Origin of the sequence: Conexibacter sp. CPCC 206217 (assembly GCF_030646165.1) — a bacterium.
GTDB lineage: Bacteria > Actinomycetota > Thermoleophilia > Solirubrobacterales > Solirubrobacteraceae > Conexibacter.
Genome location: NZ_JAUTDO010000004.1, coordinates 77329 through 96734 on the forward strand (window position 1 = coordinate 77329; position 19406 = coordinate 96734).

Genomic DNA, 19406 nt, shown 5'->3' on the forward strand with positions numbered 1-19406 from the left:
CCGGCTTCAGCGCGTCAGCGTCGCTCTGGCCGCGTCGCTGTTGCCGCCGGAGACGGCGCGGACGCTCACGCCGATCGTCCGTCCTCTCTGCGCGGAGAGCACCTGCCGCAGGCGTCTGACGGTCGCTCTGTCGGGCGCCAACCGCACCAGCACGGCGCCCTCGGGGCCGATCTCGCGCTGGACCTCGGCGATCACGCGCGAGGGCAGTCTGAGCGCTCTGCGCTGGCGTCTGGTCACCTCGACCGTGACCGTCACGGGGTCGGTGGCCGAGCCGGTGATCAGCGCGACGCCGGCGTCCGGCGCGAAGCGCTTGGCTGCGAGCGTCAGCTCGATCGGCCGCGTGAAGATCGACTGGTAGGCGACCTCCGCGGCTCTCTGCGCCTCTCTCGCCACGGCCAGCGCGACTCTCGCGGCCGCGGCCGCTCTGTCCGACACGTCCTTGGCTCTCGCCAGCGTCGCGTTGTCTCTCTGCAGGCCCGCGATCTGGGTTCTCAGCGGCGCCGTCGCAGCGGCGACCTGGGTTGCCGCCGCGGCAGCGGCCGCGGCGGCGACCTGCGCCCCCGCGATGTTCGTCGATCCGTCGGCAGCGTGGTACGTGCCGCCGAGTCTGGTGCAGGCCGCAGCGCGGTCGGTCACCGTCGTGAGGTCGACACCGGTCGCGCTTCTGACGACGGAGAGCCAGGTGGCAGGATCGTCGCCGAGCCCTGCCGACGTGGTCTGCCACGGAACGTAGCGATAGGCCGGATCGCCTCTGCTGCCTCCCTGCCACGCGAGGATCGTGTCGTCTCTCTCCAGCGACGCGACGTCGGAGCAGGTGGCGTGCGCCTGCAGCCCGGTCTGCGCCGCCGGGTAGACGAGCTTCTGCTCCGGCGTCATCGGCGCGCGGTAGTCGGCCGGCAGCGCCGAGTAGTCGAGCACGCCGCCCGCCGCGACCCCGTTGTCGTCGACCAGCCCGAGCGCGTAGCCGTCGAGCGCGACGACGTACCGCGTCTGCGTGCCGATCAGCCCCGCGCCCGTCGGATCCGTCAGGAACGTCACCCCGGGATCCCCCGTCTTCGCGACGACCGACGTGACGCTCGGCACGGCCGCGGCGCTCGCCGGCAGTGCGAGCGCAAGGACGGCGAGCGCGCCCGTGGCGCGCATGGACATCGTGGACCTCAAGCGATTCCCTCCTGCATCGATTGGTCGGTGCGCGGCGCTTTCCCGCGCCGATGCACCTCGCCGGGGGAAGCTGCTTTGCAGAGTTCCGGACCGAATCTACACTAAACTGATCATGTTAATGGGGAATATCTCGGCGTCGAGCACCGCCGACGGCTTTGCGAGCCGCCTGACACAGCTTGCGGCGTCGGCTCAGCGCAGCTCGGTCGCCTCCAGCAGCCCCGGCGGGTCGGCACGGCCGGGGCCGGTCGGGAAGGCGAGACGGAGCAGGCGCTGGCCGTCGACGGCGACGTGGGCGACGACCGGCGGCACGACGTTGGCGGACAGCTCGTCAAGCGCCTGCGCGATGTCGACGAGGCTCGGGCGCAGGCGGATCCGCCAGCTGTCGAAGCTGCCGGCGGGGACCGTCGTGCGCTCGCGCTTCTCGACCCGCACGTCGAGCGGCCAGTGGACGATCGCGGTCAGCCATGCGCGGGGGACGAAGCGGGCCTTGTCGGCGAGCGGCAGCACCCGCAGCGCGAGCGCGAGCGCCGGCGCGGGGACCATCTCGCGCGGGTAGGAGTTGACCTCGCCGCCGAACTGCGGGACCTGCACGTCGCGAAACGCGGCCGACTCGCGCAAGACGTCGCGGTCGCGGTCGCGCAGCTCGATCGCCTGGGCGGCCGCGAGCAGCTCGCCGCCGCGGCGGCGGAAGCGCGTCTCGATCGAGCCCGACAGCCGGCCGAACGCCGCGCCCTCGATCCGCTGCACGAACTCGCGCTGACCGTCGGGACCGAACGTGAGCGTTCCGCTGCCCACCTCCTCGCCGGCGACGGTCGCGCGAAAGACGGTCGTCTCGGGGCCGTCGAGGTCGGGATCCGGCAGCGCATGCTCCATCGGCCGGATCTTCGCAGCGCCTGCCGGTCGCCGCGCCGGGGCGGGCGGGACGCCGGGCCGCCGCGACGGCGCTGGCCGCCGGCTCAGGTCCCGAGCGCGTCGAGCACGTGGGCGACGCGGCGCATCACGGTGGCGGCCGCCTTCAGGTCGTCGTCGCCGAGGTCGCCGAGCGCCTCGCCCCAGCGGTCCTGCCAGTGGCTGCGCATCTGCTCCAGCTCGGCGCGGCCGGCGGGCGTCAGCGTGACCACGACGCTGCGGCGGTCGTGCTCGTCGCGGCGGCGCGCGACGAGGCCCTTGCCCTCGAGCTGGTCGATCAACGCGGTGACGCTCGCCGGCGTCAGGTCGGCGGCTCTGGCGATCTGGCCGGCGGTGGCCTCCTGCGCGTCGCCGAGCGTGAAGAGCGCGCGACCCTGCCCGTAGGAGAGGCCGCCCTCGCGCTCCGGCTTGCGCATCCGCAGCCGCCGCTCGGCGCCGAGCAGCTCGGCGAAGGCGGCGCGCACGTCGAGGTCGACGCGCGCGCGGTCGCGCTGCTCGCTCATACGGCCTCCGTCTCCAGTGCCGCGAGCCGCTCGTCCGGAACGGCGTGGATGTCCTGCTCGACGCGGGCGCGGTGCTCGATCACGGCGAGCACGATCGTCGGCACGAGCGCGACGACGGTCACGGCCATCACGTACAGGTAGGTCGAGCCGAACGCGTCCGCGAGCGCTTCAGGCGTCGCGCCCGGTCCGGCGTCGGAAATCTTGCTCGACAGCACGACTGCGATGATCGCAGTGCCGACGGACCCGCCGACGCGCTGGAAGACGTTCAGCTGCGGCGTCGCGTTGTTGATCTGGTCGGGCTCGAGGACCGTGAAGGCCGCGGTCATCGCCGGCATGATCGACATGCCGATGCCGAAGCCGCGCACGATCATCGCGAAGTCGATCACCGGATACGAGGTGTGCGCGGCGATCAGGACGAACGGGATCGTCGAGACGATCGTGATCGCACCGCCGATCAGCGACGTGATGCCGCCGCCCCAGCGCTCGGTCGCGCGGCCCGACAGGCCCATCGCGATCGCCGCGCCGACGCCCTGCGGGATCAGCAGCAGGCCCGTCGCGACGGCGTCCTCGCCGCGCACGGTCTGGAAGTAGAGCGGCATCAGCACCATCGCGGCGAAGATCGCGGCGCCGAGGCAGAAGGTCGTGATCGATGCGGCCGCGAACGCCTTGTTCGACAGCAGGCGGATGTTCAGCAGCGGTCTGTCGATCCGCAGCGCACGGACCGCGAACAGCCCGATCAGGATCAGGCCGGCGACGAACGGCAGCAGCACGCTGGAGTCGACGAGGCTGCCGGCCTGGCCGCTCTGCGCGAGGCCGTAGGTGACGCCGACGAGGCCGGTGGCGACGAGCGCGAGGCCGATCGCGTCGAGCTTGCCCGCGAGGTCGCGTGAGCCGACGGTGTGCGGCAGCAGGCGGGTCGCGGCGATCACGGCGATGATCCCGACGGGCAGGTTGATGAAGAAGATCCACTCCCAGCCGGCGTGCTCGATCAGCAGGCCGCCGACGGTCGGGCCGAAGACGGGGGCGAGCACGATCGGCACGCCGATGACGCTCATGATGCGCGGCACGTTTCTCGGTCCCGCGGCGCGCACGAGGATCATCTGGCCGATCGGGGCGATCATGCCGCCGCCGATGCCCTGGAAGACGCGCGCGGCGATCAGCGATCCCGACGACCACGACAGCCCGCACAGGACCGAGCCGAGCGTGAAGACGATCAGCGAGCCGATGTAGAGCTTCTTCGCGTCGTAGCGGGTCGCGGCCCAGCCGGTGACCGGGATGATCGCGGCGAGCGACAGCAGATAACCGGTGACGACCCACTGGATGTCGTCGAGCGAGGCGTGCAGCTCGGTCGAGAGGTCGTCGAGCGCGACGTTGACGATCGTCGTGTCGAGCACCGACATGATCGAGCCGAGCACGACGACGAGCGCGATCGGCCAGACGTGCCGCGGGATGCCGGGGCGCTCGTCCTCGCCCCCGGAGGGAGCAGCGGCGGAAGATGTCATGGGACCTGATTTCGGAAGAGGTTCGATACCTAAAGGTTAGGTGCCGAACCTTTCGCTGTCAAACTTATGTTGGACGCGCTGCGAGCGGCGTGAGCGTGCAGCGCAGCGCGCCGCAGGTCAGCTCGACGGTCGCGCCGGCGATGAAGCGCCGGTCGGTCGTGGCGCGCTCGGGGCGCAGCGCGGTGAGGCCGGCGAGCTCGTGCGTCGCGCGCGAGGTCGCGGTCCGCAGCGCGCCGAGCGCCTGCCGCTGGCCGTAGTGCCAGCCCGCCGCGAGCATCCGCTCGCCGCGGTACAGCTGCCAGCGCCAGCGGCGGCCGAGCTGCGTCGGCGGCATCGGCTCGATCAGGTAGGAGAAGGTCGGAAGCTCATCCTGCATGGCCCTCAAGCTAGCGGGCGCACCAGCGCCAGCAGCGACGAGACCAGCGGTGGCGACGCCCTGACGTGCACAGTGGCGCGACAGATGAGCGTTCATGTAGGTTCCTGATCGACTTCGTCGTTCTCAGGAGGGAGACAACCATGAAGCAGCGCTTTTTGGCGCTCTGTTTCGTCGTACTCGGGCTTGGGCTCGCGAGTGCGACGAGCGCGCAGGCCTTCGACACCGCGCGGTTCGCACAGCCGCGCAGCGACAGCCGGCCATCGGTGCTGTGGTTCTGGAACGGCACCGTGACGCCGCAGTTGATCGACGACCAGCTCGCCGAGCTGCGCGCGCAGGGCGTCGACGAGGTGCTCGTCTTCCCCTTCGACACGGCGAACCTGCGGCCGAAGTTCTTCACCGAGGAGTGGTTCGCGCTGATCGGGCACACGCTCAGAGAGGCGCAGCGCACGGGCATGCACCTGTGGCTCTTCAACGACGACATCTTTCCCAGCGGACGCGGTGCCGGGATCGTCGTCAACGGCGGCAGACTCGGCGGCAGAACGTACGAGCCGCACCCCGAGCTGCGCATGCAGGGTGCGGCGGCGGCCGGCTCGACCGTCGTCGAAGGCGGTCGCGCGATCGACGTCAGACAGCTGCTGGCGACCGGGCTGTCGGTCAGCGACGGCCGGCTCGTCGTCGACGCCTCCTCGCGCGCGGGCGTCACGCTGCTGCGCGACGGCGCCGACTGGCAGGACTACGACCTCACGACGACCGTGCGGATCGAGAGCGGCACGGCCGGCACGATGGTGCGCTCGCCCGACGACAGAAACGGCTATCTCGTCGACCTCGCCTCGGACGGCGGCATCGACGTCTGGCGCCAGGTGGACGGCAGCTTCTCGCTGCTGCACGACGGCGGCACGCTCGCCGGCTTCGATCCCGCTGCCGAGCACGAGGTCCGCGTCCGACTGCGCGGCGACGAGCTGACCGCGAGCCTCGACGGCGACGTCGTCGCGACCGTCCACGACGCGACCTTCCCGCGCGGCCGTGTCGGCGTGCGCGCCGTCGCGACGCAGCGCTCGCTGCGCGACGATCTGCGCGTCACCGCCGCCGACGGCAGCACGCTGCTCGACGAGCGCTTCGACGACGAGTCCGCGCTCGGGCGCTTCCAGCTCGACGCGCCGGTCGACAGACTCGCCGCGCTCGCCGCCCGTCCCGCCGACGGCCCGCGCGCGAACGACCCGAGCGCCGTCGTCGACCTCACCGACCTCGCGCGCGACGGGCGCAGCTGGAACGCGCCCGTCGGCAGATGGCGGATCGACACCTTCCTCGTGCAGCGGCTGATCGACGACTCGAACTTCCGCCGCTACTACCTCGACACGCTCGACGAGGAGGCGGTCGGGCGCTTCCTCGACGTCGTCGTGGGCGAGTACCACCGCCGCTTCCCGTGGGCGTTCGGAACCGTCCTGCGCGGCTTCGCCGACGACGAGCCGTTCATCCCCTCCGCGGACGCGCACTTCAACGCGACGCCGTGGTCGCCGACGATGGAGCGCGCGCTGCGCAAGCACGGGACCAGTCCGGCGCAGGCGCTGAGCGCGCTGCAGTCCGGCAGCGGCTTCGGCCGCGACGGTCAGCGCGTGCAGGGCCGCTTCTGGCGGACGGTGTCCGACCGCTTCACCGAGGCGTACTACAAGCAGCAGCACAGATACATGGAGGATCTCGGCGTCAGCTACATCTCGAATCCGCTGTGGGACGAGTACGGGCCGGCCGAGCAGATCAGAAGCACCGGCAACCTCAACGCGGCCAGCCAGTGGGCGCAGATCCCCGGCACCGACGTCGTCTTCGACCACTTCCAGCGCGGCTACCAGCGGCTGCTGCCGCGCTGGGCGGCGAGCGCCGCGCACCAGCTCGGGCTGCCGCGCGTCTACAACGAGTCGATGGGCGCGTTCGGCTGGCAGGTGACGCCCGGCGACACGCGTGACGTGGCCGGCGCGTTCGCTGCGCGCGGCGTCAACTTCACGCTGCTGCACGCCGCCTTCTCGGACCAGTCGAACATCTTCTACCCGCCGCCGTACAACGGCGCCAACCCGTGGTGGCGACTGACGCGGCCGCTGAACGACTGGATCGGCCGCGTGATGGAACTGGGCCGCAACGAGGCGTTCGCGCCGACGGCGCTGCTGCAGCCGCAGCGGGCCGCCGAGGCGGGCCAGGGCACGCCCGACGCCGACGCGATCGACAGCGCCTTCACGCTCACCGCGCACGCGCTGGAGGACGAGCAGGTCGACTTCGACCTGCTCGACGAGGGCGCGCTCACCGACGACCCCGTCCTGCGCGCGCATGCCGTCGTGCGGCGCGGCGCGCTGGAGGTCGGGCGGATGCGCTACGGCGCGGTCGTGCTGCCGCAGACGCCGCAGCTGTCGCTGGAGGCGGCGCGCACGCTGGAGCGCTTCGTGCGCGACGGCGGCACGCTGATCGCCGCCGGCCCGCTGCCGCAGCAGGAGGTCGACGGGCGCGACGCGGAGCTGGGCCGGGTGTGGGGGCGGCTGGCGAGCGCGAGCGGCGGACGCGGCGACGATCGCGGGCGCGGCGACGACGAGCGCCGGGGTGGCGGCGACGCCGGCCGCGGAGCGCTCGTCCAACTGGGCGACGCCTCCGGCGCCGGCAAGGCGGCCGCCGATCGCGGCTACGCGGCCGCGACGCTGGCGCCCGCGTCCGACAGCGTGCGCGTGCTGCGGCTGCGCGACGGCCGCCGGACCGGCTTCATGGTCGTCAACGAGGGCAGAACGACGGTCACGACGAGCGCCCGCTTCGCGCTGCGCGGCGCCCCCACGCTGTGGGATCCGGCCACGGGCGCGGTCACGCCGGCGACGACCTACCGCGACGACGCCGACGGCACGGAGATCCCGCTGTCGCTGGAGCCGCACGAGGTGATTGGGGTCACGTTCGATACGACGCGTGCCGGCGACGACCGGCGGGCGCAGGTGGCACGTCGCGGCGGGCACGGCGGGCACGGCGAATCCGGCAAGGGCGATCCGCACGCCGTCGCCGTCTCGCCCGGCGCGACCGTCGAGCGGATCGACGCGGGGCGCCGTGGGCCGCAGGCGACCGTGGTCGCGACGCGGCCAGGGTCACTCACGGTCGTCGCGCGCGACGACGCGCGGGCGTACCGGGGCGGCACGACGGTCACCGACCCGCTGACGCCGATCGCGATCGGCGGCGACTGGCAGCTGCAGATCCCGACGAGCGTCCCGATCGCCGCCAACCGCCCGCTCGGCAGCTGGACGGACCTCGCGGCGTCGTACTCCGGCAGCGCGACGTACACCCGCTCGCTGCAGTTGACGAGAGCGCAGCTCGCCGGGCGCGAGTGGACGCTCGACCTCGGCGACGTGCGCACCGCGGCGGAGGTGACGATCAACGGCAGACCGCTCTCGCAGCCGCTGCTGTGGGCGCCGTTCGTCGCCGACGTCGGCGACCTGCTGCGCACCGGCACGAACACGATCGTGGTGCGGGTGACGAACACCGGCGCCAACGGTCACGGCGACGCGCGCGCCTCCGGCCTGCTCGGGCCGGTGCGGCTGCTGCCGCAGCGGCGCCTGACGGTCCCGCTGGAGCGCACCGACGACGCCACGCTCGAGCTGCGCCCGGCGACCGACGCGCTCGGCGTCGCGCCCGGCCAGCAGCGCACCCTGCGCGTCGCGGTGCGCGACCTGACGGGCGGCTCGGACCACGTGCGACTGACAGCCGACGTGTCCGCCCCGCTGCAGCTGCGCGACCGCTCCGTCGACGTGCGCCTCGACCGCGAGGGCCGCGGCACGGCGGAGCTGACGCTGTCGGCGCCGCTCGGCGCGAGCGTGCCGAGCACCGGCGAGCTGAGACTGCGCGCGAGCGTCTCGGGCGGCGGCGGTCACGGCCATGACGGGCGCGGAGCGTCGCGCGACGGTGACACGACGACGACCGCCACCGTCCCGGTGAGCGTCGACCTCGCATCGCGCCTCGGCCGCGCGCAGGCCTCTTCGACCACCTCGCCATGGGACGCCAGATTCCTGATCGATGGCGTCACGCGCGTCGACCATGCCGCCTGGAATCGCGGCGAGGCGTGGAACGACGGGACGGCCGGTGTCTTCCCCGACACCGTCACGGTGGCGTTCGGCGACGCCGCGCCGGTCTCGCGCGTGCGCGTGTGGACGCTGGACACGCCGGAGGATCCGGCCGCGGTCTTCGGCGTGCGCGACTTCGACGTGCAACTCCAGGTCGACGGGGTCTGGAGAACCGTCGGGCAGGTGCGCGGCAACAGAGCGGCGCTCGCGGAGCTGAGCTTCCCGCGCGTGAACGCGAGCGGCCTGCGCGTCGTCGTCAGCGCCGCGCCCGAGAGCTACTCGCGCCTGGTCGAGTTGGAGGCGCTGCCCTGACGCAGATGTCAGTCAATCGTCGTCGAGCCACATGAGGAGAGGTCGGAGAGATGAAGAGCAGTGCTGAACTGCGGACGCGTGCGTTCGCGATCGTCGCCGTCGCGCTGGTGTGCGCGCTGAGCGCGATCGGGGCGCCGAGGGCGCTCGCCCAACGCCCGGACCCGACGATCGTCAACGGCGATGCGGCCGGGAGAACGCTGCGCTTCGACACCGACGGCAACGCGATCGACGCGCACGACGGCGAGATCCAGCGCTTCGGCGACACCTACTACCTGTACGGCACCTCCTACGGCTGCGGCTTCGCCTGGCAGACGCCGGGCTCCCCCTTCTGCGGCTTCCGCGTCTACAGCTCGCCCGACCTCGTCCGCTGGACCGACCGCGGCCCGCTCTTCGACGCGACCACGCCGACCTGGCAGCAGCGCTGCAACGGCTCGACCTACGGCTGCTTCCGCCCGCACGTCGTCTACAACGCGAAGACCAAGCGCTACGTGCTGTGGATCAACACCTACGACGTGTCCGTCGGCTACCGCGTCTTCACCGCGCGCAGCCCGACCGGGCTGTTCACCGAGCAGGCTGTCCCGAGGCTGGCCGTCAACGACGAGATCCCGCCCGGCGTCAACAACGGCGACCACGACGTCTTCGTCGACCGCGACGGCACCGCCTATCTCGCCTTCACCGACTGGCGCACCAGCGGCGAGCTGATCGTCGAGAAGCTCGATCGCTCCTACCTGTCGGGCACCGGCGAGTTCGTCCGGCTCGGCACGCGCAACACCGAGGCCCCGTCGCTGTTCCGGCGCGGCAACCGCTACTACGTGACCTACTCCGACCCCAACTGCGGTTACTGCGCGACCGGCACCTCCTACGTCAGCGCGCCCTCCCCGCTGGGCCCCTGGACGGGCTCCGGGACCGTCGCCGACACCTGGCGGATCCGCGACGGCGTGCTCGAGGTCAGCGGCGGCGACATCGGTCTCAGCAGAGCCGGCGCCGACTGGACCGACTCGACGATGCGCTTCACGACGACCCCGCTGCAGACCGGCGAGAACGGCCGCTACGCGCAGGCCGGCTGGGTCTTCCGCGCCGCCGACAGCGGCACCGCGTACGCGTGGATGCTCGGCAACTACCCGTACGCCGGTGCCGAGCAGGGCAGCCTCACGAAGGTCGTCTTCCGCAACGGCGCAGTCGCGAGCAACACCGTCGTGCCGCTCCCGTTCGCGGTCAGAGGCGGCGAGAGCCACGCGGTCCAGACGACCGTCTCGGGCACCACCATCACGACGGCGATCGACGGGCAGACCGTCGACACGACGACCGACACGGCGCTCTCCGCCGGCCGCTTCGGCTTCCGCGAGAACGGCAGCGAGAGCGCCCTCTTCGACGACGTGCGGGTGACCGCGCTCGACGGCAGAACGCTGCTGGCCGACGACTTCTCCGGCGACCTCTCGCAGTGGGACCGCCCGCCTGCGGTGATCAGCGGGACGAAGCTGACGACGACCTCCTGCGGCGGCCAGCCGGCTGACGTCGCGCACCTGCCCGGCCGCGCCGGGGACGTCTACCTGTTCCAGTCCGACCGCTGGAACAACGGCGCCAGAAACGAGGCGCTGACGACGCATTACTGGGAGCCGCTGCGCTTCGGCGCCGACGGCGAGATCCTGCCGCTGCGCTGCGAGGAGCGGTACAGAGTCCCGGTCGCGACGGGCCACGACGCGACCTGGCCGTGGAACCTCGCCGACGTGCTGTGGGACGCCGCCGGCTTCGGCGAGCGCACCGGCGACCTCGGCTTCCGCCCGTACTGCGACGTCGCCGGTGCGATCGAACGCGCTCAGACGTTCACGGTCCGCCGCAGCGGGACGCTCGCGCGCGTCGCGCTCACGAGCTTGCGCTCCGGCGCGCCGAGCGCGCCGCTGCAGCTGCGGCTCGTGCGCGTCGGCGCCGACGGCTCGCTCGGCGCGACCCTGGCGACCCGCTCGGTGCCCGCTCCCGAGCTGAGCTGGGCGCCGTCGTGGGTGACGCTGAGAAGCTCCGTGCGCGTGCGCGCGCACGAGCGCTTCGCGCTCGTCAGCTCGGCCGCGGGCGCCAGCGGCGGCTGCTACGGCATGGCGTACAGCGACGGCGATCCGTACGCGCGCGGCGACGCGCGCTACAGCAACGACGGCGGCGCGAACTGGCGCGCGGAGCAGGGCCGCGACCTGCACCTGCGCGTCGACCTCGGGTTCGGGTGGGGGCGGGGCTGAGCCAGGCGCGGCGGGGCGGCGGTCGGCGCGCGCTGCGCCGGCTGCCGTCGGCCGCGGCCCGGCGGCGTCGGCGCCGCGCGGCTCTAGCCTGCCGAGCGCTCGCGCCGCACGAGCGCGAGCGTGCGCTGGAGGTGCGCGGTCATCAGGTCGCCGGCGGCGGGGTCGCCGGCGGCGAGCGCGGTGAGGAGGGCGCGGTGCTCGGCGCAGATCTCGCGGACGCGGTCGGCGTCGGCGGCGAGCGCGACGAGGCCCATGCGGCTCTGGCGGTCGCGCAGCGAGTCGTGCAGCGTCAGCAGCACCTGGTTGCCGGTCGCCGCGACCAGCAGGCGGTGGAACTCGCGGTCGGAGACGACGAAGGCGCGCGCGTCGCCGCGGGCGGCGAGCCGCTCCTGGCGCTCGATCTCGGCCTGCAGCTGGGCGATCAACCCCGGCGCGGCGCGGCCGATCTTCTCGATCGCGAAGCGCTCGACCAGCAGCCGCGTCTCCATCACGTCCTCGACCTCGGCCGCCGAGACCGGCACCACCAGCGCCCCGCGCTTGGGGTAGAGCCGCAGCAGCCCTTCGCTCTCGAGCTGCAGGAACGCTTCGCGCACCGGCGTGCGGCTGAGCCCGACGCTCGCCGCCACGTCGCCCTCGCTGATCAGGTCGCCGCCCGCGAAGCGCCCGTCGAGCACGCGCGACTTCGTGAACGCGTAGGCCCGCTCGGTCGCCGTCTCGCGTGGTTGGACCGTCGCCATGCCGGCAATGGATACCACAGCGTTGACACGGCGCCGAACCGTGTGAGATAAATCAGACATAGATGCAAGAGAGATGCATCACGGTCGATCGGAGAACTGCGTGGGCCTGACGGCGCTGCTGCAGGCGCTGCGCGCGCCCGCGCTCGGACTCGGTGAACGGGTCCTCGACGGAGACGCCGCGCGCAGCGTGTTCGCGTCCGACGCGCTGACCGCCTTCCACGCGCGGCCGGCCGCCGTCGTGCTGGCCGAGAGCGCCGAGGAGGTCGTCGCGACGGTGCGACTCTGCCACCAAGAGGGCGTGCCGTTCGTCGCGCGCGGCAGCGGCACGTCGCTGTCCGGCGGCTCGCTGCCGCTCCAGGACGGCGTCGTGATCGCGCTCAACCGCATGAACCGCGTGCTGTCGGTCGATCCCGACGCGCGCGTCGCGGTCGTCGAGCCGGGTGCGATCAACCTGCGCATCAGCGCCGCCGCCGAACTGCACGGCCTCCACTACGCGCCCGATCCCTCCAGCCAGTCGGTCTGCACGATCGGCGGCAACGTCGCGTTCAACTCCGGCGGCGCGCACTGCCTCGCGCACGGGATGACGAGCAACCACGTGCTCGGGATCAGAGCGGTGCTGCCCGACGGCACGCTGGTCGAGCTGGGCGGCCCCTCGACCGAGCACGTCGGCCCCGACTGGACCGGGCTGTTCGTCGGCTCCGAGGGCCTCTTCGGGATCGCGCTGGAGGTGACGCTGAGACTGCTGCCGATCGCGGAGGCGACGCACACCGCGCTGGCCGTCTACGACAGCCTGCAGGCGGCCGGCGACGCGGTCTCCGAGATCGTCGCGGCCGGGCTGCTGCCGGTCGCGATGGAGATCATGGACGCGCTCGCGATCGAGGCCGCCGAGGCGTCGGTCAGACCCGGCTACCCGCAGGGGGCCGCGCTGCTGCTGGTCGAGCTGGAGGGCGAGCGCGGGGTCGTCGACGCCGACGCGGCGCGGCTGCGCGCGCTGCTCGACGCCTCGCACGCGAGCACCGTGCGCACGACCGAGGACGCCGACGAGCGGGCGCTGATCTGGCGCGGGCGCAAGAGCGCCTTCTCCGCGGTCGGCTGGCTGGCGCCCGACTTCATCGTGCAGGACGGCGTCGTGCCGCGCACGCGGCTCGGCGAGACGCTCGCGGAGATCGACCGCCTCAGCGCGGAGCGCGGAATCCGCGTCGCGAACGTCTTCCACGCCGGCGACGGCAACCTGCACCCGCTGATCCTCTTCGACGGCGCCGAGCCGGGCGCGCTGGAGCGGGCCGAGTCGCTCGGCAGCGAGATCCTCGAGCTGTGCATCAGAGCGGGCGGATCGGTCACCGGCGAGCACGGCATCGGCGTCGAGAAGCGCGCCTACCTGCCGCTGATGTTCAGCCCCGACGAGATGGCGCTGATGCACCGCCTGCGCCACGCGATCGACCCGCTGGAGCTGGCCAATCGCGGCAAGATGCTGGTGCCGGAGGGAACCCCATGAGTGTCTCCGCAAGCACGATCGACGATCTGCGCGGGCAGCTGCTCGACGCCGCGCGCGACGGGCGGCGGGTGCTGGCCGTCGGTGGGCGCTCGAAGCCCGCGCTGTCGACGCCGGCGCGAGACGACGTGGTCGCGCTCGAGGTCGACGCGCTGCGCGGGATCGTCGAGTACGACCCGCGCGAGCTGACCGTCACCGCGCTCGCCGGCACGCCCGTCGCGGAGATCCGCGACGCGCTCGCCGAGCACGGGCAGCACCTGCCGTTCGACCCGCCGCTGGCGGCCGCGGGCGCGACGCTCGGCGGTGTCGTCGCGTGCGGCGCAGCCGGCGCCGGCGGCTTCCGCCACGGCGGCGTGCGCGACTTCGTGATCGGCGTGCGCTTCCTCGACGGGGCCGGCACGCTCGTCGGCGGCGGTGGGCGCGTCGTCAAGAACGCCGCCGGCTTCGACCTGCCGAAGCTGCTGGTCGGCTCGCTCGGCCGCCTCGGCGTGATCGTGCAGCTGTCGTTCAAGGTCTTCCCGCGGCCGGTCGAGCGCACGACCGCGGTCCTCACGTGCGAGTCGCTCGCCGACGCGCTCGCCGCCACCGCCCGCATCGGCCGCGGCCCGCTCGGCGTCGAGGCGCTCGACCTCGATCCGCCCGGCCGGCTGCTGGTGCGCCTCAACGGCCCCCGCGCGACGCTCGCCGAGCGGCTCGCGACCGTCGTCGGCGGCGCCCGCGTCGAGCTGCTCGACGCCGACGCCGACCGCGCGCTGTGGGACGACGCACGCGAGCTGCGCTGGATCCCACCCGAGCACGACGCGATCCGCCTGGCGTTGACGCCGGGCACCGCCGCGGCGCTCGCAACCGCGCTCGCCGCCCCGCTTCGCTTCACGCTCGGCGCCAACGCCGCCTGGGTCGCATGGCCGCGCGAGCGACCGCTCGCGGCGCTCGACGACACGCTGCGCGAACTGGGGCTCGCCGGCATGCGGCTGACCGGGCCGGCCGGCCCGCCGCTGATCGGCGCCGTCCCGGCGCACGCCTTCGCGCAGCGCATCCGCGCGGCGCTCGATCCCGACAGCCGCTTCCCGGAGGACTGATGCAGCACGCGATCGACACGGCCAGACTCGGGCCGCGCGGGGAGGCGATGGCGGGGGCGATCGGGTCGTGCGTGCACTGCGGGTTCTGCCTGCCGACGTGCCCGACCTACGTCACGCTCGGCGAGGAGATGGACTCGCCGCGGGGGCGGATCTTCCTGATGAAGGAGGTGCTCGAGGGCGGGCTCGCGCTGGAGCAGGCGCTGCCGGCGATCGACAACTGCCTCGGCTGTCAGGCCTGCCAGACCGCCTGCCCGTCGGGCGTCGAGTACGGCGACCTGATCACCTCCTTCCGCGCGCACGCCGAGCCGTTGCGCAGACGACCGGCGGCCGAGCGGGCGCAGCGCGCGATCGCCCTGCGCACGCTCCCCCACCCGCGCCGCTTCCGCCTCGCCGCCTGGGCCGGCGTGCTGTCACGGCCGCTGGCGCGGCACGTGCCGCCGGCCGCGCCGATGCTGAGAGTCCTGCCGCCGCGCGTCCCGCGCGCGGGCAGAGCGCTGCCGGCGGTCCACCCGGCGATCGGGACGCGACGGGCGCGGGTCGCGCTGCTGGCCGGCTGCGCGCAGCAGGTGCTGGCGCCGGAGATCAACTGGGCGACGCTGCGGGTGCTCGCGCACAACGGCGTCGAGACCGTGATCCCGCAGGGTCAGGGCTGCTGCGGGGCGCTGGCGATGCACACCGGCGCGGCCGATCAGGCGCTGCCGCTGGCGCGGCGCAACCTCGCGGCCTTCCCAGCCGACGTCGACGCGGTCATCACGAACGCCGCCGGCTGCGGCTCGGGGATGCGCGAGTACGGGCTGCTGTTCGCCGGCGAGCCGGAGCAGGAGCAGGCGGAGGCGTTCGCCGCGCGGGTGCTCGACGTGAGCGCCTTCCTCGCCGAGCTCGGTCTCGCGCAGGCGCCGCCGGAGCAGGCCGGGCCGCGCACGATCGCTTACCAGGACGCCTGTCACCTCGCGCACGCGCAGCGCGTGCGCAGCGCGCCGCGCAGACTGCTCGCGGCGATCCCCGGCGTGACGCTCGCACAGCCGGCCGACTGGGAGCTGTGCTGCGGCTCGGCCGGCACCTACAACGTCGAGCGCCCGCAGATCGCCGCGCAGCTCGGCGAGCGCAAGGCGCGCACGCTGCTCGACACCGCGCCCGACCTGATCGCCAGCGGCAACATCGGCTGCATCTCGCAGCTCGGCCTGCACCTGCGCCAGCTCGGCAGAGCGGTGCCCGTCCTGCACACGATGCAGGTGCTCGACCGAGCCTACGCGGGGCGGCTGTAGCCCTACACCGCCTGCGTCGCGCGCGTGTTGCGCGCGACCAGGACGGCGACCGAGACGGCCACGATCAGGGCGGCTCCGTTGAAGACGTTCGGGACCCAGAAGGCGACGCCGGCGAGGTTCAGGCCGGTCACGCCGACGGCCAGCACGAGCACGCCGATCATCGTGCCCCAGACGTTGAAGCGGCCGGGGTGGATCGTCGTCGCGCCGAGGAACGCCGCGGCGTAGGCGGGCAGCAGGAAGTCCGGGCCGACGGTCGGCGAGGCCGAGCCGATCCGCGCCGTCTGCATGTAGCCCGCGAAGGCCGCGATCAGGCCCGCCATCACGAACGAGAGGAACAGCCAGCGCTCGGTCCGCACGCCGGTCAGCCGGGCCGCGTCGCGCCCCTTCCCGGTCGCCTGCAGATAGCGGCCGAACGGCGTCCACTCGACCAGGTAGTAGAGCACCAGCGCCGCCGCGAGCGCGTAGAAGACGACGATCGGCAGCCCCAGCACCTGCGTGCCGGCGATCGACGTCAGCGATCTCGGGATCCCGTTGTAGATCACGTTGCCGCCGGAGATCAGCGCGTTGCCGCCGGCCAGGATCGTCGCCATCCCGAGCGTCGTGATGAACGCGCCGACGCCGACGACCGTCACGAGGAAGCCGTTGATCGCGCCGATCAGCACGCCGATCCCGAGCGCCAGCACGAGCGCGAGCACGGGCGACATCCCCTTCGACGTCGACCAGGCCGTGAAGACCGACGTGATTCCCAGCGTCGCCGCGACCGAGAGGTCGAACTCGCCCGCGATCAGCGGCACGATCACCGCCAGCGCCAGCAGCGCCGGCACCGCCTGGCTGCCGAGGATCAGCTGCACGTTGTCGGTCGTCGGGAACTTGTCGGGCAGGGCGAGGCTGAAGGCGACGATCATCAGCAGCAGGAAGGCGACGACGCCGCCCTCCGCCGTCAGTCGCACAACCAGGTCCCGCCCGCGGTTGCCGTCCCTCATCGCTCTCCTCCAGCTCCGCGACCGCGGCTGGTCAACGCCGCGAGTCGCTCTTCGTTGATCTCTCCGCGCGCGTAGATGCCGACCGCGACGCCGCGGTCGAGCACCAGCACGCGGTCGCACAGTTCGCCGATCTCGTCGAAGTCGCTCGACGCCAGCACGATCGCGCAGCCGCCCGCCGCCAGCCGCTGCAGCGCCGTGCCGATCTCCTGCTTGCCGGCCACGTCGACGCCCTGCGTCGGCTCGTCGACGACCAGCAGCCGCGGTCTCAGCCGCGCGAACTTCGCCAGCACGACCTTCTGCTGGTTGCCGCCGCTGAGCTGGTCCAGGCGCCGCTCGGTGTCGCGCGGGCGCACGTCGAACTGCTCCAGCAGCTCGCTGACGGTGCTGCGCTCGCGGCTGCGGCTGAGCAGCCCGTGCGAGAAGAACGGCGACAGGTCGCTGAGCCCGACGTTGTGACGCACCGACATGTCGGGGATGCCGCCGTCGCGGTGGCGGTCGGGCGGCACGAACGCGATCCCGCGCTCCAGCGCGGCGCGCGGCGAGTGCAGGTCCAACGGCTCGCCGTCGAGCACCAGCGTCCCGTCGCGCAGCCGCTGCGCGCCGGTCAGCAGCCGCGCCAGCTCGCTGCGCCCGCAGCCCGCGAGGCCGGCGACGCCGAGCGTCTCGCCGCGCCGCAGCTCGAACGTGATTCCGTCGAGCCGTTCGCCGCGCAGGCGCTCGGCGCGCAGCACGACGGCGCCGCCGGCGGCGGCCCGCTCGGTCACCTTGCGCGCCCGCGCCTCGCCCATGATCACGTCCACGAGCGTCTGCTCGTCGAGGCCCGCGACCGGCCGCCGCTCGGCGACCTCGCCGTCGCGCAGCACGACGACGTCGTCGGCGATCCGCAGCACCTCGTCGATCCGGTGCGTGACGTAGACGACCGTGCCGCCGTCGGCGCGGATGCGGTCGACGGCGTCCAGCACGCGGTCGACCGAGCCGGCCGGCAGCGACGCCGTCGGCTCGTCGAGGATCACGATCCGGTCGGCGCCGCGCTCGGGCAGCGACTGGAAGGCGCGCGCGATCGCGACCATGATCTGGTCGGTGCGGTTGAGCGCGCCGACCGGCGCGCCGGGCGCGACGTCGAGCCCGAAGCGCGCCAGCAGCTCGCGCGCGTGGCGCGCCATCGCGCGCCGCGGCAGTGCCGCGAGCGTGCCGCGCCCGTCGAAGCCGTCGGCGAGCGCGAGGTTGTCGAGCACGCTCATCTCGGCCACCAGCCCGAGGTCCTGGTGCACGAAGCGCAGCCCCGCGGCGTAGGCCGCGCCCGCGGCGATCGGGGTCGAGACCGGCTGGCCGCCGATCTCGACCGTGCCGCCGTCGTCGGGCGCGTGGAAGCCGGCGAGGATCTTGATGAGCGTCGACTTGCCGCAGCCGTTGGGCCCCAGCAGCGCGGTCACCGCGCCGCGACGGAAGCCGACGTCGACGCCCTTGAGGGCGGCGACGCCGGCGAACGTCTTGCGCAGCCCGTGCACGGCGAGCGCGGGCGTGGCGTCCGCGCTCACCGTGGTCGACGTGGTCGCGGCGGTCTCCATGGCGCTCAGCGGGTCGTTCTCCCGGTCGACCACAGCTGCTCGTACTTGGCCGCGTAGTCGATGTCGCCCTGGAAGCCGGTGTCGGCGTACTGCGCCGCGTTGTCTCTCGTGATCAGCTTCGAGGGGACGTGCGGGTTCTCGACCGGCGGCGCTCTGTTGAGCAGCCGGTTGGCGTCGTCGACCGCCGCCCAGCCGACCCACTCCAGCGCGCCGCCGACGTCGGCCTCCTGTCTGCCGTCGCGGACGAAGCCGATGTTCGCTCTGCCGCCGTCGTAGGAGATCACCTTGACCGGCTGGGCGCCCGCCTGCGCGGCCGTCTGGATGATCGGCGTGGCGGCCGAGTCGAACGCGACGTAGGCCCAGTCGGCGCTGGGGTTGGATTGCAGTACCGCCTGCGCTCTGGTGCCGAGCGTCGTGCCGATGTCGGTCGCGAGGAACTTCGACTCGGCCAGCATCTTGCAGTCGGGGCATGCTCTGAGCGAATCCTGGAAGCCGGTCCAGCGACGTGTCACGACCGGGTACTCGGGGTCGTTGAAGGCGACGAAGTTCGCCGTCCCGTCGGAGGCGGTTGCGAGGTAGGCGCCGAGGATCACGCCCTGCTTCTGCGGGTCGAACGTGACCTGGCCGCTGATGTCTCTCGTGTTGTCGGTCTCGCAGGCGGCGCAGATCACCGTGATGCCCTTCGCGCTCGCGGACGCGAGCGGGCCGGAGACGATCGACGGGTCGATCGCGTGCAGGATGATCACGTTCGCGCCGGCGTTGATCGCCTGCTGGAGCGCGGCGTTCTGTCTGTCGGGGACGCCGCCGGGGTCGACGGTCGCGTATCTCCAGCCGAGCGCTCTCGCCGCCGCGGCGACGCCCGTGTCCTGGCGGGCGCAGCCCTCGGCGACCTTCGCGCACGGGATGCTGAAGACGAAGACGCCTCTTCTGACCGGCGGCGAGGTCAGCGGACCGGGCCACGTGGTGGCCGTGCCCTTTGCGTCGTCGACGATTCTCTGCAGCGCGGCCATGTCGCCGCCGCCCGTGCTCGTCGTGCTGCCGCTGTCGGCGCTGCCGGACGTCGTCGCGGCACCACCCGCGGCGGTCGTGGAACCGGCCGAGTCGTCGCTGCTTCCGCAACCCGCCGCGAATGCCGCCGTGGCCAGCGCCAGAGCGGCGATCAAACACCATCTGCGCATCACTGTCCTCCTCCTCGCTGCACTGTGGTCGGCCCCGAGC

Annotated in this window: 14 protein-coding genes; 5 read left to right on the top strand and 9 right to left on the bottom strand. The window is 73.1% G+C overall.

All coding sequences use genetic code 11. From position 1 onward, the window contains the following. Nucleotides 1-6 precede the first annotated feature (6 nt). The 5 genes from Q7L65_RS11655 to Q7L65_RS11675 all read right to left on the bottom strand — a co-directional run bounded on the left by Q7L65_RS11655 (nt 7) and on the right by Q7L65_RS11675 (nt 4451). A complete protein-coding gene (locus Q7L65_RS11655; RefSeq protein WP_304721335.1) occupies nt 7-1149 on the bottom strand; it encodes a hypothetical protein in 1143 nt (380 codons plus the stop codon). A 201-nt stretch (nt 1150-1350) separates the two neighbouring features. Next, a complete protein-coding gene (locus Q7L65_RS11660; RefSeq protein ID WP_304721336.1) occupies nt 1351-2034 on the bottom strand; it encodes a hypothetical protein in 684 nt (227 codons plus the stop codon). An 83-nt stretch (nt 2035-2117) separates the two neighbouring features. Continuing rightward, nucleotides 2118-2573 carry a MarR family winged helix-turn-helix transcriptional regulator gene (locus Q7L65_RS11665; protein ID WP_304721338.1) on the bottom strand — a complete coding sequence of 152 codons (456 nt, stop codon included), beginning with the start codon at nt 2571-2573 and terminating at the stop codon, nt 2118-2120. After that, nucleotides 2570-4075, bottom strand: a complete 1506-nt coding sequence (locus Q7L65_RS11670) for a DHA2 family efflux MFS transporter permease subunit (protein WP_304721339.1) — start codon at nt 4073-4075, stop codon at nt 2570-2572. Before Q7L65_RS11670 ends, Q7L65_RS11665 begins: the two co-directional genes overlap by 4 nt. A gap of 64 nt (nt 4076-4139) precedes the next feature. After that, nucleotides 4140-4451 (bottom strand): hypothetical protein, encoded by a 312-nt coding sequence (locus tag Q7L65_RS11675; protein ID WP_304721340.1) that lies wholly within the window; start codon nt 4449-4451, stop codon nt 4140-4142. 140 nt (nt 4452-4591) lie between these two features. On the opposite strand from Q7L65_RS11675, the gene Q7L65_RS11680 reads away from it, so the two are divergent. Both Q7L65_RS11680 and Q7L65_RS11685 read left to right on the top strand, forming a co-directional pair. Next, nucleotides 4592-8836, top strand: coding sequence for a glycosyl hydrolase (locus Q7L65_RS11680; RefSeq protein ID WP_304721341.1), 4245 nt, complete (start codon nt 4592-4594; stop codon nt 8834-8836). A 50-nt stretch (nt 8837-8886) separates the two neighbouring features. Beyond that, nucleotides 8887-11064, top strand: a complete 2178-nt coding sequence (locus Q7L65_RS11685) for a family 43 glycosylhydrolase (protein WP_304721342.1) — start codon at nt 8887-8889, stop codon at nt 11062-11064. 83 nt (nt 11065-11147) lie between these two features. Here the strand turns inward: Q7L65_RS11685 and Q7L65_RS11690 are convergent, their stop codons facing one another. After that, on the bottom strand, nt 11148-11801 hold the full coding sequence (locus Q7L65_RS11690; protein WP_304721343.1) for a GntR family transcriptional regulator: 654 nt from the start codon (nt 11799-11801) through the stop codon (nt 11148-11150). 100 nt (nt 11802-11901) lie between these two features. Here Q7L65_RS11690 and Q7L65_RS11695 point away from each other — a divergent pair, with 100 nt between their 5' ends. The 3 genes from Q7L65_RS11695 to Q7L65_RS11705 are packed head-to-tail and all read left to right on the top strand — an operon-like array spanning nt 11902 to nt 15637. Further along, nucleotides 11902-13296, top strand: a complete 1395-nt coding sequence (locus tag Q7L65_RS11695) for an FAD-binding oxidoreductase (RefSeq protein ID WP_304721345.1) — start codon at nt 11902-11904, stop codon at nt 13294-13296. Next, nucleotides 13293-14372, top strand: a complete 1080-nt coding sequence (locus Q7L65_RS11700; RefSeq protein WP_304721346.1) for an FAD-binding protein — start codon at nt 13293-13295, stop codon at nt 14370-14372. Before Q7L65_RS11695 ends, Q7L65_RS11700 begins: the two co-directional genes overlap by 4 nt. Further along, nucleotides 14372-15637: a (Fe-S)-binding protein gene (locus Q7L65_RS11705; protein ID WP_304721348.1), complete on the top strand. Its 1266-nt coding sequence runs from the start codon at nt 14372-14374 to the stop codon at nt 15635-15637. Before Q7L65_RS11700 ends, Q7L65_RS11705 begins: the two co-directional genes overlap by 1 nt. Nucleotides 15638-15639: 2 nt before the next feature. Here Q7L65_RS11705 and Q7L65_RS11710 read toward each other — a convergent pair whose 3' ends face one another. From Q7L65_RS11710 to Q7L65_RS11720, 3 genes are read right to left on the bottom strand one after another with little or no spacing between them, the layout of a single operon-like run. Further along, the gene (locus tag Q7L65_RS11710; protein WP_304721349.1) at nt 15640-16620 is read right to left on the bottom strand and encodes an ABC transporter permease; all 981 of its coding nucleotides are present in this window, start codon (nt 16618-16620) and stop codon (nt 15640-15642) included. Next, nucleotides 16617-18221, bottom strand: a complete 1605-nt coding sequence (locus tag Q7L65_RS11715; protein ID WP_304721350.1) for a sugar ABC transporter ATP-binding protein — start codon at nt 18219-18221, stop codon at nt 16617-16619. Before Q7L65_RS11715 ends, Q7L65_RS11710 begins: the two co-directional genes overlap by 4 nt. Beyond that, a complete protein-coding gene (locus Q7L65_RS11720) occupies nt 18194-19366 on the bottom strand; it encodes a sugar ABC transporter substrate-binding protein (protein ID WP_304721352.1) in 1173 nt (390 codons plus the stop codon). Before Q7L65_RS11720 ends, Q7L65_RS11715 begins: the two co-directional genes overlap by 28 nt. Between the last annotated feature and the right edge of the window lie 40 nt (nt 19367-19406).

What these genes read in the sequence shown, in the direction of transcription:
- Q7L65_RS11655 (WP_304721335.1), bottom strand. Translation starts at nt 1,149, where the DNA reads ATGTCCATGCGCGCCACGGGCGCGCTCGCCGTCCTTGCGCTCGCACTG.
- Q7L65_RS11660 (WP_304721336.1), bottom strand. Translation starts at nt 2,034, where the DNA reads ATGGAGCATGCGCTGCCGGATCCCGACCTCGACGGCCCCGAGACGACC.
- Q7L65_RS11665 (WP_304721338.1), bottom strand. Translation starts at nt 2,573, where the DNA reads ATGAGCGAGCAGCGCGACCGCGCGCGCGTCGACCTCGACGTGCGCGCC.
- Q7L65_RS11670 (WP_304721339.1), bottom strand. Translation starts at nt 4,075, where the DNA reads ATGACATCTTCCGCCGCTGCTCCCTCCGGGGGCGAGGACGAGCGCCCC.
- Q7L65_RS11675 (WP_304721340.1), bottom strand. Translation starts at nt 4,451, where the DNA reads ATGCAGGATGAGCTTCCGACCTTCTCCTACCTGATCGAGCCGATGCCG.
- Q7L65_RS11680 (WP_304721341.1), top strand. Translation starts at nt 4,592, where the DNA reads ATGAAGCAGCGCTTTTTGGCGCTCTGTTTCGTCGTACTCGGGCTTGGG.
- Q7L65_RS11685 (WP_304721342.1), top strand. Translation starts at nt 8,887, where the DNA reads ATGAAGAGCAGTGCTGAACTGCGGACGCGTGCGTTCGCGATCGTCGCC.
- Q7L65_RS11690 (WP_304721343.1), bottom strand. Translation starts at nt 11,801, where the DNA reads ATGGCGACGGTCCAACCACGCGAGACGGCGACCGAGCGGGCCTACGCG.
- Q7L65_RS11700 (WP_304721346.1), top strand. Translation starts at nt 13,293, where the DNA reads ATGAGTGTCTCCGCAAGCACGATCGACGATCTGCGCGGGCAGCTGCTC.
- Q7L65_RS11705 (WP_304721348.1), top strand. Translation starts at nt 14,372, where the DNA reads ATGCAGCACGCGATCGACACGGCCAGACTCGGGCCGCGCGGGGAGGCG.
- Q7L65_RS11710 (WP_304721349.1), bottom strand. Translation starts at nt 16,620, where the DNA reads ATGAGGGACGGCAACCGCGGGCGGGACCTGGTTGTGCGACTGACGGCG.
- Q7L65_RS11720 (WP_304721352.1), bottom strand. Translation starts at nt 19,366, where the DNA reads ATGCGCAGATGGTGTTTGATCGCCGCTCTGGCGCTGGCCACGGCGGCA.